General features: G+C 62.9%; 24 protein-coding genes, 7 tRNA genes and 2 pseudogenes. 16 read left to right on the top strand and 17 right to left on the bottom strand.

The features are described 5' to 3' along the window. The first annotated feature begins 35 nt into the window (after positions 1–35). Genes OVO38_RS11725 through OVO38_RS11735 form a run of 3 tightly spaced genes read left to right on the top strand, consistent with a single transcriptional unit; the run spans position 36 to position 2,638 of the window. A complete protein-coding gene (locus OVO38_RS11725; RefSeq protein WP_095278982.1) occupies positions 36–290 on the top strand; it encodes a DUF3039 domain-containing protein in 255 nt (84 codons plus the stop codon). Continuing rightward, positions 287–2,062: a DEAD/DEAH box helicase gene (locus OVO38_RS11730; RefSeq protein ID WP_095534728.1), complete on the top strand. Its 1,776-nt coding sequence runs from the start codon at positions 287–289 to the stop codon at positions 2,060–2,062. The genes OVO38_RS11725 and OVO38_RS11730 overlap by 4 nt, the downstream gene beginning before the upstream one ends. A gap of 54 nt (positions 2,063–2,116) precedes the next feature. Beyond that, positions 2,117–2,638 carry a DUF4190 domain-containing protein gene (locus OVO38_RS11735; protein WP_267208597.1) on the top strand — a complete coding sequence of 174 codons (522 nt, stop codon included), beginning with the start codon at positions 2,117–2,119 and terminating at the stop codon, positions 2,636–2,638. Between the two features lie 69 nt (positions 2,639–2,707). Here the strand turns inward: OVO38_RS11735 and OVO38_RS11740 are convergent, their stop codons facing one another. Both OVO38_RS11740 and ppgK read right to left on the bottom strand, forming a co-directional pair. After that, positions 2,708–4,294, bottom strand: coding sequence for an RNA polymerase sigma factor (locus tag OVO38_RS11740; RefSeq protein WP_095545818.1), 1,587 nt, complete (start codon positions 4,292–4,294; stop codon positions 2,708–2,710). A gap of 214 nt (positions 4,295–4,508) precedes the next feature. Beyond that, a complete protein-coding gene (ppgK, locus tag OVO38_RS11745) occupies positions 4,509–5,276 on the bottom strand; it encodes a polyphosphate--glucose phosphotransferase (protein ID WP_267208598.1) in 768 nt (255 codons plus the stop codon). Between the two features lie 80 nt (positions 5,277–5,356). Between ppgK and OVO38_RS11750 the strand changes: the two genes are divergently transcribed. Together OVO38_RS11750 and OVO38_RS11755 are read left to right on the top strand one after the other, a co-directional pair. Beyond that, on the top strand, positions 5,357–6,238 hold the full coding sequence (locus OVO38_RS11750) for an inositol monophosphatase family protein (RefSeq protein WP_267208600.1): 882 nt from the start codon (positions 5,357–5,359) through the stop codon (positions 6,236–6,238). 152 nt (positions 6,239–6,390) lie between these two features. Continuing rightward, complete coding sequence (locus tag OVO38_RS11755; RefSeq protein ID WP_095278964.1) at positions 6,391–6,687, top strand: DUF4193 domain-containing protein; 297 nt, start codon at positions 6,391–6,393, stop codon at positions 6,685–6,687. Between the two features lie 3 nt (positions 6,688–6,690). On the opposite strand, the gene OVO38_RS11760 is transcribed toward OVO38_RS11755, so the two are convergent. Continuing rightward, positions 6,691–7,230 carry a DUF3093 domain-containing protein gene (locus OVO38_RS11760; protein WP_267208602.1) on the bottom strand — a complete coding sequence of 180 codons (540 nt, stop codon included), beginning with the start codon at positions 7,228–7,230 and terminating at the stop codon, positions 6,691–6,693. Positions 7,231–7,313: 83 nt separating this feature from the next. Between OVO38_RS11760 and dut the strand changes: the two genes are divergently transcribed. The 4 genes from dut to dxs all read left to right on the top strand — a co-directional run bounded on the left by dut (position 7,314) and on the right by dxs (position 12,133). Continuing rightward, complete coding sequence (gene dut, locus OVO38_RS11765; protein WP_095536680.1) at positions 7,314–7,796, top strand: dUTP diphosphatase; 483 nt, start codon at positions 7,314–7,316, stop codon at positions 7,794–7,796. Positions 7,797–7,933: 137 nt separating this feature from the next. Beyond that, positions 7,934–8,854 (top strand): DUF3710 domain-containing protein, encoded by a 921-nt coding sequence (locus OVO38_RS11770; RefSeq protein WP_267208603.1) that lies wholly within the window; start codon positions 7,934–7,936, stop codon positions 8,852–8,854. 9 nt (positions 8,855–8,863) lie between these two features. After that, on the top strand, positions 8,864–10,120 hold the full coding sequence (locus OVO38_RS11775) for a class I SAM-dependent RNA methyltransferase (RefSeq protein ID WP_267208604.1): 1,257 nt from the start codon (positions 8,864–8,866) through the stop codon (positions 10,118–10,120). 81 nt (positions 10,121–10,201) lie between these two features. After that, positions 10,202–12,133: a 1-deoxy-D-xylulose-5-phosphate synthase gene (gene dxs / locus OVO38_RS11780; RefSeq protein WP_267208614.1), complete on the top strand. Its 1,932-nt coding sequence runs from the start codon at positions 10,202–10,204 to the stop codon at positions 12,131–12,133. A 6-nt stretch (positions 12,134–12,139) separates the two neighbouring features. Here dxs and OVO38_RS11785 read toward each other — a convergent pair whose 3' ends face one another. Next, positions 12,140–13,342 carry an HRDC domain-containing protein gene (locus tag OVO38_RS11785; RefSeq protein WP_267208605.1) on the bottom strand — a complete coding sequence of 401 codons (1,203 nt, stop codon included), beginning with the start codon at positions 13,340–13,342 and terminating at the stop codon, positions 12,140–12,142. 8 nt (positions 13,343–13,350) lie between these two features. After that, positions 13,351–13,986 (bottom strand): DUF3000 domain-containing protein, encoded by a 636-nt coding sequence (locus OVO38_RS11790; RefSeq protein ID WP_267208615.1) that lies wholly within the window; start codon positions 13,984–13,986, stop codon positions 13,351–13,353. A 141-nt stretch (positions 13,987–14,127) separates the two neighbouring features. Between OVO38_RS11790 and hemQ the strand changes: the two genes are divergently transcribed. After that, positions 14,128–14,829, top strand: coding sequence for a hydrogen peroxide-dependent heme synthase (hemQ, locus tag OVO38_RS11795; protein ID WP_267208606.1), 702 nt, complete (start codon positions 14,128–14,130; stop codon positions 14,827–14,829). A gap of 63 nt (positions 14,830–14,892) precedes the next feature. On the opposite strand, the gene msrB is transcribed toward hemQ, so the two are convergent. From msrB to OVO38_RS11840, 9 genes are all read right to left on the bottom strand, one after another. Continuing rightward, a complete protein-coding gene (msrB, locus tag OVO38_RS11800) occupies positions 14,893–15,309 on the bottom strand; it encodes a peptide-methionine (R)-S-oxide reductase MsrB (protein ID WP_122085727.1) in 417 nt (138 codons plus the stop codon). Then, a complete protein-coding gene (locus OVO38_RS11805) occupies positions 15,302–16,627 on the bottom strand; it encodes a glycosyltransferase family 87 protein (RefSeq protein ID WP_267208607.1) in 1,326 nt (441 codons plus the stop codon). The genes msrB and OVO38_RS11805 overlap by 8 nt, the downstream gene beginning before the upstream one ends. 50 nt (positions 16,628–16,677) lie before the next feature. Then, complete coding sequence (locus OVO38_RS11810; RefSeq protein ID WP_267208608.1) at positions 16,678–17,409, bottom strand: pyrimidine reductase family protein; 732 nt, start codon at positions 17,407–17,409, stop codon at positions 16,678–16,680. A 68-nt stretch (positions 17,410–17,477) separates the two neighbouring features. After that, positions 17,478–17,553: transfer RNA gene (locus OVO38_RS11815), tRNA-Gly, on the bottom strand. A gap of 44 nt (positions 17,554–17,597) precedes the next feature. Then, positions 17,598–17,669, bottom strand: a tRNA-Val gene (locus tag OVO38_RS11820). 15 nt (positions 17,670–17,684) lie between these two features. Then, positions 17,685–17,758 (bottom strand) — tRNA-Cys (locus OVO38_RS11825). Positions 17,759–17,790: 32 nt separating this feature from the next. Beyond that, positions 17,791–17,866 (bottom strand) — tRNA-Gly (locus tag OVO38_RS11830). Positions 17,867–17,910: 44 nt separating this feature from the next. Next, positions 17,911–17,982: transfer RNA gene (locus OVO38_RS11835), tRNA-Val, on the bottom strand. A gap of 16 nt (positions 17,983–17,998) precedes the next feature. Beyond that, a tRNA-Gly gene (locus tag OVO38_RS11840) sits at positions 17,999–18,074 on the bottom strand. A gap of 284 nt (positions 18,075–18,358) precedes the next feature. Here OVO38_RS11840 and OVO38_RS11845 point away from each other — a divergent pair. The 4 genes from OVO38_RS11845 to OVO38_RS11860 all read left to right on the top strand — a co-directional run bounded on the left by OVO38_RS11845 (position 18,359) and on the right by OVO38_RS11860 (position 21,971). Continuing rightward, positions 18,359–18,430: transfer RNA gene (locus OVO38_RS11845), tRNA-Val, on the top strand. 375 nt (positions 18,431–18,805) lie between these two features. Then, positions 18,806–19,015, top strand: coding sequence for a helix-turn-helix domain-containing protein (locus OVO38_RS11850; RefSeq protein ID WP_095276254.1), 210 nt, complete (start codon positions 18,806–18,808; stop codon positions 19,013–19,015). A gap of 102 nt (positions 19,016–19,117) precedes the next feature. After that, positions 19,118–20,791 (top strand): FAD/NAD(P)-binding protein, encoded by a 1,674-nt coding sequence (locus OVO38_RS11855; protein WP_165765510.1) that lies wholly within the window; start codon positions 19,118–19,120, stop codon positions 20,789–20,791. An 85-nt stretch (positions 20,792–20,876) separates the two neighbouring features. Next, complete coding sequence (locus OVO38_RS11860; RefSeq protein ID WP_255396003.1) at positions 20,877–21,971, top strand: YbfB/YjiJ family MFS transporter; 1,095 nt, start codon at positions 20,877–20,879, stop codon at positions 21,969–21,971. A gap of 399 nt (positions 21,972–22,370) precedes the next feature. Here the strand turns inward: OVO38_RS11860 and OVO38_RS11865 are convergent. Then, positions 22,371–22,744, bottom strand: a pseudogene (locus OVO38_RS11865) (DDE-type integrase/transposase/recombinase). Here OVO38_RS11865 and OVO38_RS11870 point away from each other — a divergent pair. Both OVO38_RS11870 and OVO38_RS11875 read left to right on the top strand, forming a co-directional pair. Continuing rightward, entirely contained in the window at positions 22,668–23,060 is a 393-nt protein-coding gene (locus tag OVO38_RS11870; RefSeq protein WP_267208610.1) for a hypothetical protein, read from the top strand. The pseudogene OVO38_RS11865 and the gene OVO38_RS11870 overlap by 77 nt on opposite strands. A gap of 28 nt (positions 23,061–23,088) precedes the next feature. Further along, positions 23,089–23,526: a hypothetical protein gene (locus OVO38_RS11875; RefSeq protein ID WP_267208611.1), complete on the top strand. Its 438-nt coding sequence runs from the start codon at positions 23,089–23,091 to the stop codon at positions 23,524–23,526. Positions 23,527–23,629: 103 nt separating this feature from the next. On the opposite strand, the pseudogene OVO38_RS11880 reads toward OVO38_RS11875, so the two are convergent. Then, positions 23,630–24,148, bottom strand: a pseudogene (locus OVO38_RS11880) (antirestriction protein ArdA). An 85-nt stretch (positions 24,149–24,233) separates the two neighbouring features. Next, positions 24,234–25,117 (bottom strand): IS3 family transposase (locus tag OVO38_RS11885; protein ID WP_267208612.1); only part of this gene is annotated, 884 nt, incomplete at its 5' end.

Raw genomic sequence — 25,117 nt, forward strand, 5'->3', positions numbered from 1 at the left:
GGGGCATTGCAAATTCCGACCCACTTTGGGGCATGATGGAAGGCGTGAATACGACGACGAAGACTCTTGAGCGCCCCGACCTCCGGGAGGACACCTCGTCAACCACGGAGGACGGCAAGGAAAAGTTTTTCCACTACGTGCGGAAGGACCAAATCGTGGATTCCGCGATCTCTGGGAAGCAGGTTGTCGCGCTCTGCGGAAAGAAGTTCTCTGTAAAGAAGCAGGCCAAGCCGGGGTCCCCGGTCTGCGCCGATTGCCAGCGGATTTATGAGGGGCTGCGCCGAAAGTGACAGCGTCGACACCAGGGCCTCAGCTCCGTAAATGGCAGCAAGAGGCCCTTGATTCGTTTCTGCGTACAAAACCGCGCGACTTCATGGCCGTGGCAACGCCGGGAGCGGGAAAGACGACGTTCGCGCTGACGCTGGCGAGCACCCTCCTGGCCGACCGCACGGTGCAGCGGCTCATTGTGGTTGTGCCGACGGAGCACCTGAAGCACCAGTGGTCCGAGTCGGCCAAGCGCTTCGGGTTGTCGCTGGACCCCAACTTCACCAACTCGTCCGCGGTGAACCCCTCCTACGACGGCATCGTGGTCACCTACGCGCAGGTGGGTATGCACCCGTTCAAGCACCACGCAGTCGCGTCGGCGCGGCGCAGCTTGGTCATCCTGGACGAGATCCACCACGCCGGCGACTCGAAGAGCTGGGGCGACGGCGTCTATGAGGCGTACAACGACGTAGAGCACCGACTCGCGCTCACCGGTACGCCGTTCCGCTCCGATGACTCGCAGATCCCATTCGTGCGCTACAACGAGGACGGCGAGGGGCACCTCGTCTCCGAGGCCGATTACACCTACGGCTACTCGCACGCGCTCAAGGACGGCGTGGTGCGCCCCGTCGTCTTCCTCGCCTACAGCGGGGAGACAGAATGGCGGGATTCCGCGGGCGAGGAATACTCAGCTCGCCTCGGTGAACCGCTCAACGCGGAGCAAACGGCACGCGCGTGGAAGACGGCACTGGACCCGAAGGGGGACTGGATCCGGCTCGTGCTGCAGGCCGCGCACACGCGCCTGACCAAGATCCGCGCCAACATGCCGGACGCGGGCGGCCTGGTCATCGCCACGAACAAAACTACGGCGCGCGCCTACGCCAAGATGCTCGAGGGGATCTCCAGCACGCCGGTCACAGTGGTGCTTTCCGACGAGCCTGGGTCCTCCGACCGCATCGAGGAGTTTTCGGCGTCCCGCGACGAGTGGATGGTGGCGGTGCGAATGGTCTCCGAGGGCGTCGATGTCCCGCGCCTCTCCGTCGGCGTGTACGCCACCTCCGCATCGACGCCACTGTTCTTTGCCCAGGCAATCGGCCGTTTCGTGCGCTCCCGCATGCCCGGCGAGTCCGCGTCCGTGTTCCTGCCGTCCGTGCCCGTGCTGTTGGGGCTGGCGGAGAACATGGAGGAGGAGCGTGACCACGTCCTGGGCAAGCCGCACCGCGAGCAGGGCTGGTCCGACGAGCTCATTGAGCAAGCCAACCGCCAGGAGAACGAGCCCGACGAGGGGCCGAGCTACGAGTCCATCGGTGCGTCCGCTGAGCTGGATTCGCTGATTTTCGACGGCTCCACCTACGGCACCGCGACCGCAGCTGGTTCCGCCGAGGAACAAGACTTCCTTGGGCTCCCGGGACTGCTGGACGCCGAACAGGTCAAGACCCTGCTGCGCAAGCGGCAGAGCGACCAGCTGGACGCCCGCGAGGCGGAGGAGAAGGCGCGGAAGGCCGCGGAGCGCGAAGCCGCAGAACGGGCGAAAACGCTGGGCGAGCCGGTCGCTGCTGGGCCCGGCGCCGCACCGTCCAAGTCTGGCTCCACCGGCGGCGGGGGCGAGACCGCTGCGGATGAGATCCCCAGGCTGCGCAAGGAGCTGAACACGCGCGTCTCCATCGTTGCGGGCAAGACGGGGCGTCCGCACGGCGCGATCCACACGGAGGCAAGGAAGGCGTGCGGCGGGCCGCCGACCGCACTGTGCAACGCCGAGCAGCTGCAGCAACGCATTGACTACTTGCGTGGCTGGTAGCGCAAAAGACCGGTAGTGTGGGCGAGTGCACGGCGACGAGTGAAGGAGACGACCATGACAGATCGTTATAACCCGAACCAGGAGGGTCCGTACAACCACCCCGAGGGGTTCTCGGACTACGGGCAGCACCCGCAGCCAGGTCAGCCACAGCCGGGCCAGCCGGGCCAGCAATGGCAGTACGGCGGCGGTGCCGCCTACGGTGGCGCGTACCCGCAGGGCGAGCCGTATGGGGTACAGAAAAATAACGGCATGGCGATTGCTGCCTTGATCGTGGGTATCCTCGCCATGCTTGCAATCATTACGATCGTCGGCGGGGTGTTCCTCGGTGTTATCGCGATTATCCTCGGCATTTTGGGGATCCGGAGCGCGAAGAAGATCGCCGGTCCGGGCGCGCGGAAGGGGATGGCCATCGCCGGCATCGTTCTCGGCGCGATCGCCTCGCTGCTCAGCGTGGTGTTTATGCTCATCGGTGTCGGACTCGTTTCCACCTTCGTCGGGGAGTGCGACCACTTGGTGGATGACACGGCCGCTTACGAAAAGTGCGTAGAAGATGTCGCGGAGCGCGAGTTTGGCTAATTCAGCCGTACATAAAGCGGTGCCCCGCCCGGAATCTTCCGGGCGGGGCACCGCTTTATCCGCGAAAGGCTAGTCCAGGTAGTCGCGCAGCACCTGGGAACGCGACGGGTGGCGCAGCTTGGACATTGTCTTCGATTCGATCTGGCGGATGCGTTCGCGGGTCACGCCGTAGACCTGGCCGATTTCGTCTAAAGTCCGCGGCATGCCGTCGGTAAGCCCGAAGCGCAGGCGTACCACGCCAGCTTCGCGCTCGGAGAGCGTGTGCAGCACGTCCTGGAGCTGGTCCTGCAGGAGGGTGAAGGACACGGCGTCGACGGCGACGACCGCCTCGGAATCCTCGATGAAGTCACCGAGCTGGCTATCGCCCTCGTCGCCAATCGTCTGGTCCAGGGAGATCGGCTCGCGCGCGTACTGCTGGATCTCCATCACCTTTTCTTCGGTGATGTCCATCTCCTTCGCCAGCTCGAGCGGGGTGGGCTCGCGGCCCAGGTCCTGCAGCAGCTCGCGCTGGATACGCCCGAGCTTGTTGATGACCTCCACCATGTGCACCGGGATACGAATGGTGCGGGCCTGGTCCGCCATCGCGCGGGTGATCGCCTGGCGGATCCACCACGTAGCGTACGTGGAGAACTTGTAGCCCTTGGAGTAGTCGAACTTCTCCACTGCACGGATCAAGCCGAGGTTGCCTTCCTGGATGAGGTCCAGGAACGCCATGCCGCGGCCGGTGTAGCGCTTGGCCAGCGAGACCACGAGGCGAAGGTTTGCCTCCAACAGGTGGTTCTTTGCCTTGCGGCCGTCGCGGGCCACCGCGCGAAGGTCGCGCTTGACCGCAGGCGTGAGCTTGGCATCCTTGTCGCCCTCAGCGGCGGCGCGCGCCATCTCGTCCAGGCGGTACTGGGCGTACAGGCCGGCCTCGATGCGCTTGGCCAAGGAGACCTCTTGCTCCGCGTCCAGCAGCGCGACCTTGCCGATCTGCTTGAGGTACGCGCGGACGGAGTCGGCGGACGCGGTCAGCTGCGCGTCCTTGCGCGCCTGACGCAGCGCCGCAGACTCCTCGATGTCCCAGACGGACGAAGAGTCTTCTTCCTCGTCGTCCGAGTCGTCGTCTTCGTCATCTTCGATGTCGTCGCCGTCCAGGTCGTCCTCGTCGATGTCCTCGGCGAGCTCGTCATCAAAGTCGGCGTCCTCGTCCGCGAGGTCGGGATCGTAATCTTCGTCGTCGCGGTCATCGACGGTATCGGCATCGTCGACAAGCGCATCGGTGCGCAGCTCGTCCTCGTCCACGCCCTCGGCGCCTGCGTGCGCAGCGGTCGCCTTCTTGGCCGCTGACTTCTTGGTGGTCTTCTTCGCAGTCTTGCGGGCCGTCTTCTTGGCCGTCTTCTTGGTGGCCTTCTTCCGAGCGGATTTCTTCGCCGTCTTCTTCGTGGCCTTCTTCCGAGCGGTCTTCTTTGCAGCCTTCTTGGCCGTCTTCTTCGCCGCCGGAGTTGCCGCGGCGTCGTTTGCACCGTTGCCTGCGCCACCGTCGGAGGATGCCTGTGCTGCATTCTCCACGGTGTTATTGCCTGATGCTTCGCTGGCTACCACGTACGCCCTTTCGCCGATTCGGTTTCTTCCACTGCGCGCAACCCTGCTTCCTGCGAGAATATTCGTATGCATATCCTGCCGGATTGCGCAATGGTTCCAATTCTAGAACGCCAATCCTAACAGGCCGCGCGCTGAATCTATTCCAGCACTCGCCATCGTGCCGCATCTTTCGCGCGCCGTGCGTGTCACGGAGCCGGAAAGGTGCGTCCCACGAGGGCAGGAGTGGTTGCTGTCCGGTGCCCACCGTACATGAGTCATGGATCTGTGGTTGGGCCTGACCAATCAATTACGGCGCAACGTGCTCGTTCGCCGCCATCGCCGCGCCGACAATGCCTGCTCGGTTGCGCAGACGCGCGGCGACCACCGGCACGTCCACCGTCAGGTTCGGGACCCACTTGTCCGCCTTACGGGAGATGCCGCCGCCGACCACAAACGCGGACGGGCTGAACAGGCGCTGGTACTCGTGCAGGACGGCGTCGACTCGCTTGGACCACTTCTTGTAGCTGAGTTCCTCGCGGTCCTTGGCGGCGGAGGAGGCGACATGCTCTGCTTCCTCTCCGGAGATGACCAGGTGGCCAAGCTCCGTGTTGGGGAAAAGGGTGCCGTCCATAAAGAAGGCGGACCCGATCCCGGTGCCGAAAGTCAGGAAGATGACGGCGCCCTCGCGGGCCTCGGGCTCCCCGTATGCGACTTCGGCGAGACCGGCGGCGTCGGCGTCGTTAAGCACCGCGATGTCCTCCGTGCCCAGGGCTGCGGAGAAGAGCTCGTGGACGTTAGTGCCAATCCAAGCTTCGTCGATATTGGCGGCGCTGCACGCGACCTGGTTACGGATAACGGACGGCAGGGTGATGCCGATCGGCCCATGCCAGTCGTGCGCGCGCACGATTTCCGCGACGGTGTCGGCCACGGCCTGGGGCGTCGCGGGCTTGGGCGTGGCAATCTTGACACGCTCGCCGACAAACTCGCCGGTATCCATGTCAACGATGGCACCTTTGATGCCCGAGCCGCCGACGTCCACGCCGAATCCGAGATGAGTTGCAGTCGTATCGCTCATACGGCACAGCTTACAAACGCGCGGCATAAATGGGGCGGTGCGAGTCGCGCTTCCGGGAAAGTCGGTGCACGATGGGGACTATGAGCACACCGACTTCCCCCAATGGCACCGCCAACACTCCCACCGCAGCTGAGTTGCGCGACCTGTGCGTTGAACTCGTGCAGGACGCGGCCGAGTTCGTGGCCAAGCAGCGCGACTTTCTGACCAGGCACGGTTCCGTGGAGATGGTCGCGCAGACTAAGACGTCCGAGGTGGACCCGGTCACGGCCGTGGACAAGGGGTGCGAGGAGCGCGTCGTGGGCAGGCTTTCGCAGCTGCGTCCCGGCGACGGCGTTATCGGCGAGGAGGGCGCGTCGAAGCCGAGCGAAACGGGCGTTGAATGGGTCATTGACCCCATCGACGGCACCGTGAATTTTATTTACGGGCTGCCCGCCTACGCGGTCTCCGTCGGCGTCGCCGTGCACGGCGAGCTCGTCGCTGGCGCGGTCGCTGATGTCGCCCGCGGCATCACCTATTTCGCCGCCCGCGGGCACGGGGCCTTCGTGCTTAGCGACGCCACCGCCCACCCCCTCCACACATCCCGGGCCTCCCGTCCCGCCACCGCTCTGGTGGAGACCGGCTTCTCCTACGACTCCGGGTGGCGCGGCCAGCAAGCGCAGATACTGACCACGCTCCTGCCGCAGGTGCGCGACATCCGCCGCATGGGCTCGGCGGCGTTGGACCTCTGCCGCGTTGCTGAGGGGAGCGCGGACGCCTACTACGAGCACGGCACGCACCCCTGGGATTACGCTGCCGGCGCGGTGATTGCCGCCGAGGCGGGAGCGGTGGTGCACCACCCGGGCTTGCGCGATCGCGGCGGTGACGGCGAATTGATGTACGCCTGCGCTCCGGGGCTCGCGGAATCGTTCCCGCGGCTGTTGGAGAAGGCGGGGGCGATGCGCGTCTTGGGAGCCGGCGCTTAGCAGCATCGCCCCTGGTCGGGGGCGAAAGTGACAGATCGAGCCATTTGCTTTAGTATTCCGCTCAAACGCGTCCTGGCAGGACCTGGCAGGACGCTCAAAACAATGCACCGCACCTTTTTACTTTTGCACGTTGAGCTGGAGGGAAGAACACCATGGCTACGGATTATGATGCGCCGCGTCGCCGACTCGAGGACGACGAGATTGAGACCGACTCGCTCGAAGGCCTGAAGGCCGCAGAAGTAGCCGGCAGCAGCATGGACGACGACGGCGAGATCGTCGAGCCAGTGGAAATCCCCGCGCAGGACCTGTCCGGTGAGGAGCTTAACGTAGAGGTCAAGCCCCGCCAGGACGACGAGTTCACCTGCGCCTCCTGCTTCCTGGTGCAAAAGAAGAAGCGCCTGGCGTACACGGCCGATGACGGCTCGAAGTACTGCCTGGACTGCGAGTAAGCCTTACGCAGCCCCGTCGGCAGGGGCTTTCTCGGAGACGAAGGCGGCGAGCAACGCCTCGGGGTGCTTCGAGGAGATGAGCCAGTAGGGGGTTGGGTCCTCTGGGTCGTTCAACACGATGAGCGCGTGCTCGGGGACCCACGCGTGGGAGACGAGGTACGCCGCCGGGTCGAGCTGGCGGCCGAGCGCGTTCTGCCGCGCGGAGCGGGGAACAACCATCGCGCGATCAACTGCGTCCGCGGGCAGGTTCGCCTCGCCGACGCGGAGCCAGCGCGAGCCGTCCGGGTCGCGCTCGACGGACACCGTGGTGTTGGACAGCCACGTGAGGAACCACGCGACGAGCGCGCCGATGACTACCAGCGGCACGATGAACCACCAGACGTTGCGGTTCAGCGCAAACTGGGCGGCAAGGAGTAACGTCAGGCCGATTCCGGCCGCCCACCAGTACCACGGCACCCACTGTCGTTCGCGGTAGAGCACCTCGGGCGCTGCGGCGCCGGTGGCGTGGGCAGTTGCATCGTTGGAGCGCGAGGTTTCAGACACGAATGCAACCTTAGTTCAGGGGATGGGTGACCTGTCCAATTCGCCGCATTGGCGTGTGCAGGCCGTACCGTAAGGTGGGCACCATGAGCGAGAACAACGAAAACACACAACTGGCTGGCGCGGTCCAGCTGCCCCCGATCCCGCTGAAACGGCTGGATAAGGAGCTGCCGCTTCCCAAACGCGCGCATACTGGGGATGCCGGCGCGGACCTGTACTCCGCCGAGACAATCACCCTGGAACCGGGACAGCGCGCACTCGTGGGCACGGGCGTGGCCCTCGCCCTGCCGCTCGGCACGGTAGGGCTGATCCACCCGCGCTCCGGGCTCGCTGCGAAGCACGGCTTAAGCATTGTGAATACGCCGGGGACTGTCGACGCCCAATACCGCGGTGAGCTCAAAGTGTGTCTGGTGAACACGGACCGCTCGGAGCCATTTACCGTCGAGCGCGGGATGCGCATTGCCCAACTCGTCGTCCAGCGCGTGGAGCTGGTTGACTTCGTCGAGGTCGATGCGCTCGACGAAACGGTACGCGGCGAGGGCGGTTACGGCTCGACCGGGACCAAATAGCACCAACCGTTGAAGGCCCCACCACCGCGCGCGCTAGAGGCGCGGCGCGCTATGGTCAAAGGGCACGACTTTAAAACGCGAAACCACCGCGAAGATTTCGCAGCAACGCCCAACCGGGCGCGAGGAGGACAGAAACTATGGCACTGTGGCCGTTTGGCAAGAAGAAGAACCGCAACAAGGCCGACAACGACGCGGCTGCCCAGCAGGTCCCCGAGCACACCGAGTCTGCCGAGCCCACCGATACTCCGGACGCCGCAGCAGCACAGGCAGAAGCAGCTGCGCCCGAAGCAGAGGAACCTGCGGTGGCGGCGGCACCCGCGGTGCAGGACGGCGGCCAGGCGGCTGGCACCGCACCGCTGACGGACTACGACCCGATCAACGGCAGTACCGGCCCCTTCGACGGCGACTCCGTCAACATCGAGGACTTTGATTTCTCTGACTTCTCCAGCGCCACGCTGAACCTGCACTCCATGCGCATCCCGTTCCCGAAGGAGGCGCAGGTGCAGGTGGAGATGGGTGAGCAGGGGCCGAAGATGGTCCACATTGTCACCCGCTACGGTCGCGTCACCCCGGTTGCCTTCGCGGCTCCGCGCAGCGGTGGTCTCTGGGACGACTCCGCCGAGGAGATTGCAGAGGGCATGCGCAACGAGGGCATGCCGGTCACCTTCGAGCAGGGGCCGTGGGGCAAAGAGATCGTTGGTCAGGGCACGAATGGTGTGATCCGCATCATCGGTGTGGAGGGTCCGCGTTGGCTCTACCGCGTCACCCTCGCCGCGCCGCAGGGCCGTGAGGACGACCTGGCAAAGCTGGGGCGCGAGATCGTAGCGCGATCCTTTGTGTATCGCGGCAACGACCCGGTCCTGGCCGGTAGCTCCCTCGATGTGATCCTGCCGAAGAAGATCGCAGAGCAGGTGCAGCAGGCGGTGCAGCAGCGTGCTCAGCAGGGCCAGAGCGCCGCTGCGGGCCAGAGTGCTCCGCAGAGTGGCAACCCGAACCTGCTCAGCGACGCGCTCAAGCAGATCATCGACCAGAACAACCAGTTCAACAAGGATAAGTAGTTTCCACGCATGGCAGACTCGGGAACCGGGGTACTTGAGGTAGGCGAGACCCTCGAGGTCTCCGTCCGCGCAATGGCGCACGGAGGGGAGGGAATCGCCGACGCGCCCGACGGACGTGTGGTGTTCGTCCGCGGCGCAATCCCCGGCGACCGCGTCGAAGCCCGGCCCACCAAGGTGAAAAAGCGGTGGGCGCGCGCAGACCCCGTCGAGGTCCTCGAGCCATCCCCGCAGCGCACCCGCCAGGTGTGCCAGGCTGCGGCGCACGGGGCCGGATGTTGCGACTTCGGTTTCGTGACAGCTCCCGCGCAGCGCGAGCTGAAGCGTGAGGTGCTCGTCGGCCAGCTGCGAACCCTGGCGAAGCGATCTGGGGTGCTCGACGGGTTCCAAGCCGACAGTGATCTTCAGGAAACCGCGCTCGCGCCCGAACACGGCTGGCGCACCCGCGCCCGGCTGGGCGTGGATAGCGAGGGCCGCGCCGGCCTGCGCAAGCTGCGTTCCACCGAGCTGGTAACCGAGTTCCCCTGTGCCCAGATGGTGCCCGGCCTGCTCGACGGCCTCGTCGGCCCCGGCGGTCGCCGCTTCACTCCGGGAGCCGAGGTCATCGCGGTGATCGATTCCACTGGAGCCCGGCACGTCGTGGAGACGGCAAAGGTGCAGCGCGGGCGCCGCGTGGAGACAATCGACACTGTCATCGAAGGCACCGGGATGGTCACCGAGCGTGTCGACGACCGCGAGTTCACCTTCCCAGCCACCGCCTTTTGGCAGGCGCACACCGCGGCACCGCAGGCGTACGCCGACATCGTTGCGCAGTGGGGCGAGGCTGCCAACGCTCCCGGTGCTGTTGGCTGGGATCTCTATGGCGGCGTCGGCATGTTCGCGCCCGCGATCAGTCGCGCGCTGGGTGGGGGCCGCGTCGAGACCGTGGACTACTCGCCGGCGGCGACCGGGACGCCGCAGCCGGGGCTTGCGGACCTGGATGTGCGGGTGCGGAATGCTCGGGTGGAGGTGAGCGTCGATAAGCTGCCCAGCCCAGCGCTCGTAGTGCTCGACCCGCCGCGATCCGGCGCGGGAGCCGAGGTCGTCGGCGCGGTGGCTCAGGCCGCGCCACCACGTGTCATCCACATCGGCTGCGATCCCGCAACACTCGCGCGCGATTTGGGCACCTGGGGCGAGCACGGGTACCGCGTCGAGCGCATGATGCTTATCGACGCCTTCCCGCTCACCCACCACTTCGAAACCGTCGTCCTCCTGACGCCCCGGGCGTGAGCGCTGCAAGGATAGGGCAGCGTGGCGGCACGGTGTAACATGGCGGGGAATACCGGCGAGACGAAGGAGAGCTTGACAACAGTGGGAATGCTCGAGGGAATCACATCGCCAACCGACGTGAAAAAGCTGTCGGTGGAGGAACTTGACGCGCTCGCGGAGGAGATCCGTGAGCTGCTGATTGCTAAGGTCTCCGCCACCGGCGGGCACCTCGGGCCGAACCTCGGTGTTGTCGAGCTCACGCTGGCGCTGCACTCTGTGTTCAACTCGCCGCAGGACCCGATCATTTTTGATACCTCGCACCAGTCCTACGTGCACAAGATTCTTACCGGCCGCGCCGACAAGTTTGACACGCTGCGTAAGCGAGGCGGGCTCTCCGGATACACCGACCGTGCTGAGTCGGAGCACGACTGGACGGAATCCTCGCACGCCAGCGCGTCGCTGTCCTACGCGGACGGCCTGTCCAAGGCCAAGGAGCTCAGCGGCAACGGCGACGACAAGGTGGTCGCCGTTGTGGGCGACGGCGCGCTCACCGGCGGCATGTGCTGGGAGGCGCTGAACAACATCGCGGCGGGCAACCGCAACGTGGTCATCGTGGTCAATGACAACGGGCGGTCCTACTCGCCAACCATCGGCGGCTTTGCAAACAACCTGTCCAAACTTCGCGACCAGCTCGTCGCGCTGCGGATGCAGCCGGGCTACGACGAAGTCATGGAGTCCGGCAAGAAGACCTTGAAGTCTATGGGCTGGGTCGGAGAGCGGACGTTCGAAGCGCTCCACGCGCTCAAGGCAGGCGTGAAGTACCAGGTGCTGCCCACGGAGATGTTCCCGGACCTGGGCATGAAGTACGTCGGCCCGGTGGAAGGCCATGACCTCAAGGCGCTGCTCAGCGCGTTCCACTACGCGCAGCGCTACGACGGCCCCCTGATCGTTCACGTGGTGACGGAGAAGGGCCACGGCTTCGCCCCGGCCGTGAACAATGAGGCGGACCAGATGCACTCCACCGGCGTGATTGATCCGGTCACCGGCGAGTCGCTGGCCAAGTCCGCGCCCGGCTGGACCTCCGTGTTTACCAAGGAACTGCTGCGTGCCGGCCACGAGCGCGACGACGTCGTGGCCATCACGGCGGCGATGGCGGGGCCGACCGGCCTGCAGCCGTTCGCCGAGGAGTTCCCGGATCGCTTCTTCGACGTGGGCATCGCGGAGCAGCACGCGATCACCTCCGCCGCTGGTCTCGCGCTCGGTGGGATGCACCCGGTGGTGGCCGTCTATTCCACCTTCCTCAACCGCGCCTTTGACCAGCTGCTGATGGACGCCGGCCTGCTGCACCTCCCCATCACGGTGGTCCTCGACCGCGCCGGCGTGACCGGCTCGGACGGTGCGAGCCACAACGGGGTGTGGGACTTCTCGGTGGCGTCGATAGTCCCGGGCATCCGCATCGCCGCGCCGCGCGACCCGGCACGGCTGCGCGAAGAATTCCACGAGGCGCTCGACGTTGACGACGGCCCCACCGTCGTCCGCTTCCCGAAGGGCAAGGTCGGCGCTGACATCGAGGCGAAGGAGCGCCGCGGTACGGTCGATGTGCTGCGCACCACGCTTGACCGCGACGACGACTCCGACGACTCCGTCCTCAACGTCCTCCTCGTCGCTGTCGGCACGTTCGCGGGCCCGGCGCTCGAGGTCGCGGACGCCCTCGCCGGCGACGGCATCAGCGTCACGGTCGTGGACCCGCGCTGGGTCGTTCCGGTCGCGCCGGAGCTCATCGATATGTCTGCCTCGGCGGACCTGGTGGTGGTGTACGAGGACGGGGTGATGCGCGGCGGCGTGGGTTCTGCCGTCGCGGAGGCGCTCCACGCCGCGGAGATTGATACGCCGCTGCGCCAGCTGGCATTCCCGTCCGTGTACCCCAAGCACGCGTCGCGTGATGAGGTACTGGCGGAGTACGGCCTGGATGCGGAGTCTGCGACCGAGCAAGTGCGCACATGGGCGCTTGACCTCGCAGACCGGGAGAACTAGCCGCTCCTACTCGTCGGCGGCGGAAAGCCCCGCGGCCGCGATGATCGGCGCGACGAGCTCGCACTGCCAGGGCCGCGCGCCGAGCTCACTGAGCTCCTGCTGAGCGCGCCGCACATCCCAGGGGTGCAGCGAGCGCGACGCCTTCCACACCGCTGCGCGCAGCAGCTTCGTGGTGGCGATCGTGCTCGCCTCCATGTTTAGCGCGTCGGCGAGGTCCGCTACCTCGTCCCGGGCGTCCTCGAGCGCCTCGCTGAGCGCGGGGTACTCGCGGCGCATGGTCGATTTGGAGGGAACATCCGTCGGCGCTGATTTCGGGCGGGTCGGCCACGTTGAGCGGTCCTGATCGCGCGCCTTCGCCATCACGTCCAAGCAGGCAGCGGCGAGGTCCTTGCGTCGGCGCGGGAACCCCGGGACGGCCATGACGTCGCGGATGGTGGTCGGCTGGGCGAGTGCGATGTCGACAAGCACGCGGCTCTGCAGAATGTTGGACGGAGAGCGGTCGGAGCGCTTTGCCTGTGCCTCGCGCGCAGTCCACAGCGCCCTGGCAAGCTGCATGCTGAGCGCGCTGCTGATCCGCGAGGCTCCTTTCAGGTCGCGCCAGGAGCCGGTGCCCGTGCGGGGCGAGGACGAGGTGTCCAGGATGTACGCAAACTCTTGCTCTGCAAACTCGAGCTTGCCGGTTTGTGCGAGCTCCTCGGCGAGCCCGTCGGCCAAATCGGTGAGGTAGGCCACGTCGAGCGCCGCGTAGTCCTGCCACTCCCGGAGCAGCGGCACCTTGGACCAGTCTTCGCGCCCGTGGCCCTTCTCCAGCACCACGCCGCAGATGCGCTCGACCATGTTGGCCAGGTTGGGGCGCTGGTATCCGGCGATGCGTGCGGCAACCTCGGTGTCAAACAGGCTGCCGGCGCGCAGGCCCAGCTCGGACAGGCAGGGCAAGTCGCTCGCGGCGGCGTGGAGGATCCAGGTCTCGCCGTTCAGCACAGGCGAGAGGGCGCGGGTGGCGTCGTCGCGGTGCCCCTCGGGCGCAATGAGAAACGTGCCGGCGTCTTCGCGCTGCACCTGGATAAGGAATGCTCGGTCGCCGTAGCGAAACGTCGAGGCCCGCTCGGTGTCGACGGCGAACGGCCCGCGGCCTGCCGCCAGCGCCTCGGCCGCCTCCTGGAAGCCGGTGGGCGTATCGACGAGCCTGTAATTCACCTTTTCACACACGGGGCGAACTACTTGCGTGCACCCAGCGCGGTGACACCCTCCGGCGGCAGGCCCGCGACGTGCGCGAGCACCTTGGCAAACGCATCGACGTGGCCCGAGAGGTCGATGCCCTCGGCGGTCCAGGAGGCGCGCATCTCCAGCTGGTAGGCGCGCGGCGGGCCGCCGATCTCGCCAAAGCGGACGGAGGCCGTTGAGGTGACGGTGCCTCCGAGGTAGGTGTAGCCCGCGCCGGCTTCGGCGAGGGACTCGTTGAGCCACTGCCACGCAACGTCCGGAAGCAGCGGGTCGGACGCGACCGCGTCGTCCATGTCGGCCTGGATGTAGGCCACGAGGCGCATGGACCCCTCCCACGCCTCCTCGGCGTCCGGGGAGTGCAGCAGGATGAGGCGGCCGAAGGCGTCGCCCTCGCTGTCTGTGGGGACGGTGCCGGGCTCGTCGCCGGAGCGGTCGACCTCAAGCCCGACGGCGTGGCTGAATGGCGCGGGCCGCTGGGGTGGTCGGATGGTGCCGAGGGTGACTTCCGGCCGCAGCTTCGCAGCGTGCATAGACTCCACCGCAGCAGAGAAATCTGCGGGCAGGGAGGCGGTGTCGCTGTGCGAGGCGGGTGTGCCGTCGCCCGTGTTGGAGGGGGTGTCCGAATTCATCACAGGGTTCAACGTAGCTACCGTAGCGGCCCACGGGTGGGAGGCGCGCCGAACGCCGGGGCGCGTGCCGACGGCGCGTAGACTGTCCCTACGACTTTCGGTTGATTTGGCCCGCCCGGGCCGAAGGAAGGATACAAACCTATGGCCAAGCTTGATTTCGACGCACTGAACTCCGTCCAGCGCTACCTCCAGTTCGCGGTGTTCCGCGCCATCCCCGGTGCTCTCGGCTCCGAGCGCGAGGAGCTGACCGCGGAAGCGAAGCGCTTCTTCGCGGACCTTGAGACGGAGGGCAAGGTCGTCGTACGCGGGATCTACGACAACACGGGCATCCGCGCCGACGCCGACTTCATGATCTGGTGGCACGCCGAGGAGTTTGAGTACCTGCAGAAGGCGCTGGCAGATTTCCGACGCACCACCGCCCTCGGCCAGCTGCTCGAGGTCTCGTGGCTGGGCAACGGCCTGCACCGCCCGGCTGAGTTCAACAAATCCCACCTGCCGAGCTTCATCATGGGCGAGGAGGCAGAGGCCTGGATCACCGTGTATCCGTTCGTGCGCTCCTATGACTGGTACATCATGGACCCGCAGGAGCGCCGCCGCATCCTGGCCAACCACGGCAAAGCCGCGCGTGACTTCGCCGATGTCCGCGCGAACACGGTTGAGGCGTTCACGCTTGGCGACTACGAGTGGATGCTCGCCTTCGAGGCGCCCAGCCTGGAGCGCATCGAGGACCTCATGCACAAGATGCGCTACACCGAGGCGCGCCTTCACGTGCGCGAGGAGATCCCGTTCCAGACGGGTCGCCGCGTCGCGGACATTGGCGAGATCATCAAGATTCTGCCCTAAGCAGAGCACGCTTGTCGACGCCCCGTTGCAGACGCCGCGGTCCACGTGGCGTCGAGAAGCGTTTTACTTGCGCTCGTCGAGCGTCATCGAGATGGAGTTGATGCAGTAGCGCAGGTCGGTGGGGGTGTCAAAGCCTTCGCCGGCGAAGACGTGGCCGAGGTGGGACTCGCAGTTGGCGCAGAGCACCTCGGTGCGGACCATGCCGTGCGAGCGGTCCTCGCGCTCGATGATCGCATCACCCGCGAGCGGGCTGAAGAACGCCGGCCAGCCGCAGTGCGCGTCGAACTTCTCGGTGGAGCGGAACAGCTCCGCGCCGCAGGCACGGCAACGGTAGACGCCCTCGGTGGTGGTGTTGGTGTACTCGCCGACGCCCGCGGGCTCGGTGCCGGCCTGGCGCAGGACGTAGAACTCCTCGGGGGAGAGTTTTGCCTTCCAATCGTCCTCAGTGAAAGCGCTGTAATCGTTGCTGTTTTCAGTCATGCTGTGCCTCCTGTGCCTCCGGTGTCTTGCCCGGCTCGTGTAGCTCCTGTGCCGGTGCTGCTGGCAGACTACGCGTTAGCACTGAGATTACCCAAGCGGCGATTGCCACGATGAAGATTGCCCAACCCGCGGTGGGCAGAAATGTGTTGAGCCACCGGCCGACCGGCCCGATGACGGTGCTGTTGAACTGGAGCGGGCTGACGCACAGAAGCAGGCCCGCCCACGGCGCGGCGATGTGGAATGGGCTGGCGCGGTGCAGCGCCGTAAACGCTGCGGGGAAGAGCATCATTGAGTAGTACGCCTGGCCGAGCGAGCTGAGCAGGCACACCCCGGCGAGGAGCACGGCGGTGGAACACGTGAGCCAGAGCCATTCGTCGCTAAAACGCCAGCGCGCAAGGCCCAGGACTGCGGCCGCGACGGCCGCGCCGAGCACGACGAAGAGGAGACCGTGCGCCCAGGCGGGCATGCCGAAGTAAACAGCGAAGCCCGCGAGCGAAGAGTTTGCGTAGTCGCGCGTGATGCCCAGGTACGGCACGAGCTTGGTCAGATAGTCGTCGGCGCCTGGAGTGAGCGGCCAGGCCACCACATTCAGGAGGGCTGGCACCGCGATTCCTGCGGCCACGGCCCCGAAACGCAGCTGCATGAGCGGCAGCACGAGAAGGGGGGCGAACATAGGCTTGATCAGGATGGCCAGGCCGAGGACGACCCCAGCGATGAGGAAGCGGTGGGCGCGGTAGCTGGCCAGGAATGCGGTGAGCACCAACAGGAGGATGCCGTTGATGTTGGAAAAGACCAGCGTGTTGGTCACCGACTCCGTCGCAAACGCCGCCGCGAGCGCGACGGGGAACACGGGTCCGGTGAGCCGGCCACCCGCAAGACGGGCGCACCAGGCGAGCGCACCGATGATCGCGAGCGCGTTAGCCAGAATGAACCAGGGGCGCACGGTGTCTGGCGAGTCCGCCAATCCGAGCGGGGAGAGCAGGAGCGTCGCACCAGGGTTGTACAGGTAATGCGGGTCCACGTAGTGGTAGACCTCGTTGTAGACCGGGACCCGCTGGATGAAGCGGTGTGTCGCCGCCCACACGGTGGTGAAGTCGTCGGTGGGTGAGCCCTCGCGGGCGAGCACGACAAGCCGGTGCACGATGAGCAGGATGGCCAGCGGCCACGCGGCGGCCGTTACAGCGCGGGCGGAGGGGGAGTGAAGGTCCCCGGTGCTGCTGCGCGGCGCGGCGGCTGCGGGTGGGCGCGCCGCGGGCGAGGTCCACAGCGCGTTGATCCGCTGCTGCCAGCTGGGGGAGGGGCGAAGCGTGGTAGTCACGCGATTTACCGTACCGAACCGGGTGCGCGTTTCCGGTATCGCCGGTGCGGCTATTGGTCTGCGCGACGGTAGCGGCAAAACATGACGGAATCGTCGCTCGTGTGCACGTCTTCCAGGGCGAGACGCGCGTTGTAGTTGCCGCCGGCGCCGAAGAGCGTGGTTTCGACGTTGCCGTGGACGAGCGGGTCGATGGTGAGGTGGAGGACGTCGCCGAGACCGGCCGCGAGGAGGGTTCCGTACAGCCCCGGTCCGCCCTCGCAGGTGATGCGGTTGAATCCGTGGGTGTGGAGGGCGTCGATGATGGCGTGTGCGGAGCCGTCGCCGGTGGAGATGAGCTGCGCGTTGGCGTCGAGAAGCTTCTGGCGCGCGCTGGCGAGGCCTGGATCGTCGAGGGAGGCCTGCGGCGCGAGGAAGACCGGCGGCACTTCGGTGTCGGTGAATAGCTGCGAGGACGGGTCAAAGTCGAAGGATTTTGTGAGCACCGCGATAGGTGGGACGGGGGCTTGGCCGCGGGCGACCCGCTTGTCTCGCTCGGACTCGCTGCACTTGGCGCCGGAGTAGGTTTCGGCGCGGGCCGTGCCGGCGCCGACGAGGACGACGTCGGACCATGCGCGGACCGTGGTGAGGAGGGCCGCATCGATGTCGTTACCGAGCGATTCGGAGGTGCCTTCGACGGCGGCGGCGCCGGACAGTGACATTACTGCGATCAGCCTCAGCTCGCGCTCGGCGGGTGGGAGCGTGGGGCCTAGCAGGTCGGCGGTGGTGAACGGTGTCTGCTTCATGCATGCCAGCATAAAGAAGCAGGGGCACATGCAAAAACACCGCCGGGGAAGAACCCGACGGTGTTGCGTGGAGCGGATGACGAGACTCGAACTCGCGACCCTCACCTTGGCAAGGTGATGCGCTACCAACTGCGCTACATCCGCGGGGCAAGCGTGAGCTTGCCACAAGCCTTCTTGCGAAGACTTTGTGCGCGATACTGGGATCGAACCAGTGACCCCTACCGTGTCGAGGTAGTGCTCTACCGCTGAGCTAATCGCGCGGGCTGTTTCCAGCTTGGAGGTGGATACGGGAATCGAACCCGTGTACACGGTTTTGCAGACCGTTGCCTAACCACTCGACCAATCCACCGTGGAGCTTCCTCCAAAGTACCCGTATGTACTTGGAGCGGATGACGAGACTCGAACTCGCGACCCTCACCTTGGCAAGGTGATGCGCTACCAACTGCGCTACATCCGCATGGCAAACATGAGCTTGCCCCGAGTCTTGCTATGAAGACTCTGTGCGCGATACTGGGATCGAACCAGTGACCCCTACCGTGTCGAGGTAGTGCTCTACCGCTGAGCTAATCGCGCTCATCCCTTACGGGATTGGAGCGGATGACGAGACTCGAACTCGCGACCCTCACCTTGGCAAGGTGATGCGCTACCAACTGCGCTACATCCGCACGCACCCTTGAGCCTGTCAACATGGTGACCAGCACTGCGTGGTGCGAGATAAAACATTAACCGGTTGGTAATCATAGTCCAAATCGTGAGGTCACGCCCCGATTTCCGATCCCGCCGAGGCGATCTCTGAGTTACATCGCTGTCGTTTGGTGTGCCCGCCCCTTCGCTTATCGACGCTACCGCTATCCCCACACTTCCGTGAGGGGGATAGGCGTGCTGAAGTGTGTTGTGTCCTGCGGATTCGTGGAATCGCGGGGTGGCGTTGTAAAGTATCAACTCGTTCGGTCCTATGGCTCAGTGGAAGAGCGTTCCGTTCACACCGGAAAGGTCGCTGGTTCGATCCCAGCTAGGACCACGAGACAAACCGCCAGGTAACTGGCGGGTTTTCCATTTTTTATACGTGGTACTGCGGTTGCCGTGGTACCTACGTGGTACCTCTGCGAGCCAGGGGGTTGTGTGGAGGAGTGGCAATCGCGGGTTAAGCGACAAAATGTGTGCTTTTCTCGGCGTCGTACACCCAGTCGGATCGCGCCTACACACCCGGCGCCTCGGCTGAGTAGTGAATGGTGAAGTCAGCAGTGAATGTCGCCAACTGGGCATGGTGATCTGCTGGGAGAGTTACAGTTGGCGTGCCGCTCCGATATCCGAGTGCGCTTTGCGGGACTAGGCAGACATGCCCCCGCGAGATAGGTAATGGTGCTCATCTCCTAGTCAAAGGAGTTGGGTTTTCATGCCTAATTTATCTTCCGTGGGCTCTACGCACGACGAGCTGCGAGCGCTAACTAAGCAAGATATAGCCGATCGCCTCCAAATCAGCATTCGGTCTGTTGAGCGCCTTATCGAGCAAGGCGAACTGAAAACAGTACGCCCACCTAAGCGCGGTGTGCCCGTGCGCATTCCTGTGGGATCGCTTCGTGCTTACCTCTACGGGGCGGTGTAGTGCGGTGACAAATATCACACCTAGCGATGGTCTGTGGTTCGGGGGGGGGGATCGTGTACCATGAATCACGCCGTGAATCTCACTGAGTAAGGATTTTCATTCATGATCACCTTGAAGCGACCCTTGATTTTGGCGCCAATGGCAGGGGGGCCTTCTACTCCTGAACTTTGTGTCGCGGTAACGAATGCCGGCGGTTTGGGAAATATTGCTGCAGGTTACTTAACTCCAGAAAAGCTGATATCGGCAATTCAACAGGTTGAAAGTGAAGCGGACGGCCCGTACGGGATAAATATATTCTGCCCGCCTCCGGATCGAGAGCGTTCTTCTAAGGATCAAGACCTATGGAAGCGGTACCGCGTCTTACTCGAAAAGGATCCCCAGATACTTGCGGAGTTACCTGATCAACCCTTTACGGGGGACGACTTTTATCGGGAAAAGATAGACATTGCTTTAAGCTCGCAGGCTCAAGTAGTTTCTTTTACGTTTGGCTACCCTAATGAAACGTTGATCCATGAGTTTCAAGAAGCGGGGAAAAGTGTTGTTTTAAATGCGACAACGCCTCATGAGATCGACTTTCTTGCATCCACCTCGTGTGACGCTATATGTGTTCAGGGGGCAGGAGCTGGAGGCCATCGAGCGACTGTGCTCTCTACCGAGAGTGAGGGATCGACTCATTCTACTTCTGAACTGCTGGAATATGCCTTATCTAAAGTAAGTAAGCCTGTTATTGCTGCAGGTGGTATCGCGACTGCAAAAGAAGCCCTCGCACTCCTTCGCCGGGGTGCATGGGCCATACAGGTAGGCACCCATTTTCTTCTCGCAGATGAGGCGGGGACGAAACAGACCCACAAGATTGCTCTGAAAGAGTTACGCGGTCGACCGACCACCCTTACTAAGGCGTTCACCGGAAGACCGGCTCGCACCATCACCAATACTTTTACTGAAAAGTACTCCCAGTCCGCTCCGTCGATGTATCCGGAACTTCACCATTTGACTTCAGAGTTAAGAGCAAATGCTAATTCCGCTGGCGATGTAGAAAGCCTTAACCTTTGGGCGGGAGTGAACTACGGGTGCGCCCATTCGGCACCCGCGGCCGATATTGTTGATGAGCTGACCCCATATTCTACTTCTCTAGGCGTCGGTCGAGCCGTTCCTCTGGCTGCCCAGGTAGCTGTTGTGGGCGGGGGGCCGAGAGGGCTGGCGGTCATCGAAAGAACCCTGGACCGGTTGGCGCACAGTAATGATCGAGAAGAAACACCCGTACTGGTCTGGTTTGATGATTCATCCTTCGGATCCGGCAAGGTGTGGAATCCTTATCAGACCCCTGCTCTCCTCATGAATACTGTGGCATCTCAGCTCAGTGGTTTCCCTGATTCCAGCGCCGGTATCGAGGGGAGGTATCTCGAAGGTCCCACATTTTACGAATGGCTGAAATCTGAGAATGCCTCTGCCTTCCTACACTCAGATCCTGTCCTTTTGGAAGAGGCTCTGCAAACGGGGCCAGACACCTATACATCCAGGGCTCTCTATGGTGCTTATCTTCACTGGGCAGCTTCTCAGGTAGTTACTGCCTATCGAGATTATGTAGATATTCACTTAGTGCCCACGCGAGTGCTATCTATTTCCGATCAAGAGGGAGCATACGCTCTCATGGACTCTGATGGGCACACAGTAGTGGTCAAAAATGTTGTGTTGGCGGCTGGAATGCCGGCTGCAGTAGAAGGAGCAAAAATCGGCCAGGGCATTGCACGAGAGGAAAACAATGGGGAAGCCTGAAGGAGACGCTCACTCCGCTGCGACTGAAACTACCCACCGGGATGCTCTTTTGGTGTCGCGTGGTACCGCCGGCCTAGCAGTAGCCATGGGCTTGGGTAGATTCTTTTATACCCCCATTTTGCCTTTGATGGTAGGTTCCCTGGGTTGGTCGGGACAGTCCAGCGCGTGGATCGCCACCTCCAACTACGCCGGGTATTTTGCGGGTTCTTTGGCGGCCTCCCGAGGGTGGGTGCCGATTTCTAGAAGGTTACACAGGGCAGCCCTTGTGTTGACGACAGTGCTTCTGGCGGCGGTTGCTTTCTCTGGCTCACCGTGGTGGCAAATAGCGGTCCGCTTTTTTGCTGGTGCCATCTCAGCTCTAGTTTTCGTCTCGGTGACGCAGAATATTCCCGTGGTCAAACGCCGAGCCCATGATGGTGGAATAATTTACGCTGGGGTTGGGTTAGGCATTCTCATCTCCGGAGGAATTGTCCTCATGGGGGGAAGCGTTATCTCATGGCGGGCACTGTGGCTTATCTGCGCAGCAGTGAGTGCAGCACTTTCGCTTCTTGCATGGAATTGGCCAATACGTGAGAATCGCTCCGATTCTTCTACTCGGCCACGAAGTGACCAAGGACAGGAATCTTCGCTTGAACCATTGCGGTGGTTATCTGCTGGATATCTCTTCCAAGGCGCAGGCTACATCATCATCGGTACATATCTGGTGGTTCTAGCGCAGCCGGTTTTCGGGCAAACAGCCGCCGCCTCGACGTGGCTGGTAGCTGGATGCGCCACCGCTCCATCCCCGTTGTTTTGGTCGTATGCGGCAAACCGGGTGGGAACCTTCAAAGCGCTTGCTGGATGCTATTTCCTGCAGGTTACTGGTGCTGTCGTGGCAGTCTTCAGCTCTGGGCCCGGTCTTTTGTTTGTGTCGGCGTTTTTGTTCGGAGCTACCTTCATGGGGGTAACGATGCTGACTATTGAAGCGGGTCTCAAAGCGGGGAGCCCAGTTGCGGCGGCTTCCCTGACGACATGGTACAGCTTGGGGCAAATTATGGGCCCTGCGGTTATCGCTGTGGTGTTTAGTAACTCAACTACCTTGAGTTTCGCAGTGGCGGCTGGTTCATTGATTGTCGGGATGTTTTTCACGCTGCGCGGCGCCCACCTTACTGTTTCCGGCACCGGTAGAAAGCAGGGGTGAAAATGGATAGCACAGAGCATGCCGATTTTCTTCACGTGAGGTTTTATCTAACTGTCTAACGGCAGGGGAACCGTATAATTGCGAGCCTTTCAGCTTCTCTTTGAGGCTGGTGGCTAAGCTTAGAAGTTCATCTGGGTTATCTTCGGATCGCTGTTGAGACAGATTTCGTTGTGCTGCGCGTACGAACTTGGCGAGTATGCCGGCGTCGCGGGCCAGTGGGGAAGTGGCAGGCAACTCCGCTTGTATTACCTGCAGGTGCTTGGCGGCACTGTTGGCGCGGCACTGTTGGCGGGGTCAAGTGCGTACTCGCAGTCTCCACCTGGTGTTGTTGCAAAGTTGGGCGGAGAGCAGCGAAGACTCAGTTTCTCATTCCCTGATGGCCGCTGCGTATGGGCGTTGTTAGGCCGTCTCGAAGACCCGGTTGACGATCACCGCGTCCGGGTTCGGTTGCCCGTAGGCAAACATCGTGCCTTGCCCTTTCTGCAATGAGTGCATCGCCTCCATCCCTTTCAACGTCCGATATGCAGATGTCCGGTTCTTAAACGCGCCTTTCGGCCCGAGGATCCGCTTCAGCCGACCATGGTCGCCTTCCAGGATGTTGTTGAGGTATTTCACCTGCCGGTGTTCCACTGTTGGCGGGCAGATTCCTCTGACTTCAACTCGGCGATTGCCCTGGCTAGGGAGGGTGCTTTATCAGTGTTGATCACTCTGGGATACCCGGCTGACGCATTGGATCTGACGGCCTTGGCCAGGAAACGCTTCGCTGCGGCCACGTTCTGCTTCGGAGTGAAGCGTCTGCTCAGTCAGGCGCAGCTGAAGCGTGAACAACTGCTTCAAGAGGCACAAGAGATGCGCGATCAGGCCGTTGCCGAGGCGAGGCGTGCGCGCGATGCTGCTCTGGAAAAGGGCTGGCAGGGGGGATTTGGTCAGGCCTCTCAAGCGGTCGACGAGATCGTTGACGAGTTCCGTAACGACTTGGTTTCTGATCGCCTCCGGGAGCGTTACCAGTCGGTGAGTATGAAGATTCGCAAACGCCAGCAGTCTTCGCCACATCAGCAGGTCCGGCCTAGCTTTCAGCCGGATCTGTAGAATGACAATCGAGTATTTAGGAGAAAATATGGCTAACGAAAATCTGCGGCAACCCCACAATTATTCAGCGGGTGTCTACAATGAAGCCGAGAAGACAAGGGCTTCGACCATTCCTGTTGAGAAAGGGTACCTAGAGTTGGAAGACGATAAAAACGTAGAGAACTTTGTGGACTGCCGTGAAATCCGTACGGTTTTCAAACCAACTTGGGTGAGCTGGTGGTTCCACAAGATTTTTACGTTCCCGCGCGTTGAGTGCGATGGGGTCGTAAGCAATTGTCACTGGGGAAGAGACAAAGCGTTAGTGAGGGATGGTGGGACGGTTACGGTTGGATTTAGTTATCGTATTTTCCATGATACGAAAATTAGATGTAAGAGCTCCCCTATCGAGGTTTCCCCTTCACATGCTGAGTTAGAAGCCAAGACAGCCATAATTAACAACTCCCCGATGACTGCCGTGCTCTACTAGCATTCGTCTCGAGCCCATCGATGGTTCGGGCGCGTACTTCCCCACGACGTTGTGAACGCGTTGCATAGGAAAATTCCCGCACCGTTATGGTGCGGGAATTTTCCTATGCGTAGGCGTTGTGGATCCAAACGTGCCCGCTGTGGGCTGCAGGGTGGACATGGAAGTCCATCTCGTAATCGCTGGCCCACTGCTCAAAATTGAAGTAACGCGCTTGTTCTTCTGTCATGCCGTCGGTGACTCCGAGTTCTTGGAATTGCTGCCAGGCGAAGTCGCTGAAGTCTGCCCATTCTCCCCGCCATGCAATGCGGAATTCCTCGGCATCTGGTGGCGTGGTGGTTTAGTGGAGTACGTCGGTACACCAGCGCAGGTATGGTTCCCACTGGCTGTCTTCGAGTTCTTCATAACGCTCGCCCCATGCGACAGCGTCGTGCGGTGCGATTTCTCCACTCATGGGTAAGCAGTCGTGATCGAAGCACCACAGCTCGTCGTGACTGGCATTGTTGCGATACGCTGCCAGCTCCGGGTGTTTGTGCACCGTGGCTTGGTCAACTTCATCGGCATCAACCGCGTCAACCCAATCGCCGACCAGGCGACCTTCGTTGTAACAAGCAAGGCATCCAATCCATACTTAGGGTTTATTAGCGCTTGTAAGCCTTTGGGTGGGTGAAATGGACATGTGAAGCGTCCTGGGTTTGGTTCCGCTTCTTTTACGGCCCTGTGTTGATGGGCTCGGTGAGATAGTACTCGGTTTCTACTTCTTGTGGGGTGGCGTAGCCCAATGCTTCGTGAAGACGTTTGGTGTTCCACCAGTGCACCCACCGCAGGGTGGCTAGCTCGACTTCTCCTACTGATGTCCACGGGCCTTGAGGATGGATAAGTTCAGCCTTGTAGAGACCGTTAACAGTCTCGGCCAGCGCGTTGTCATAGGAATCTCCGACTGTGCCGACACTCGGCCGGATCTCGGCTTCGGCCAGTGCGGTGGAGTACTTCAGTGACACGTACTGACTTCCCCGGTCACTGTGGTGTATCAGCTGGTCGCCGTGGATTCGACCGGCAGTCGTTAATGCATGTTCCAGTGCCTCCATCGGCAGCGCATCGGTGCGCATCGTAGATCGGGTGGCAACACCGACTATTTTGCGGCTGTAGACGTCAATGACAAACGCGGTGTAGGCGAATCCTGACAGGGTGCGAACGTAGGTAATGTCGGCGACCCAAAGTCGCCCAGGTGCTGTGGCCCGGAAGTTTCGCTGCACAAGATCCGGACGATGATCCGGCACCTTAGGGCTGATCGTGGTCGCCGGGGTGCGTCCACGTCGTCGACCAGACACACCTGCAAGTTTCATCAGGCGTGCGGTCTTGTCGCGGCCGATATGAAAGCCCTCACGGTTCATCGCGTGCCACATTTTTCGGATGCCGTAGACCGAGAAGTTTTCCGCATGGACGCGCTGAATCTCTGGGATAAGCAGGCTATCGCTTAAGGCCCTTGCACTGGGAACACGTGTGGTGGCTTTGCGGTAGCCGCGGGAGGTGATGAATCCACGGTCTGCTTGTTTCAGAACACGGCAGATGGCCTCGACCCCAAATTGCTCCT

Origin of the sequence: Corynebacterium sp. Marseille-P8863, assembly GCF_946902955.1 — a bacterium.
GTDB lineage: Bacteria > Actinomycetota > Actinomycetes > Mycobacteriales > Mycobacteriaceae > Corynebacterium > Corynebacterium gottingense.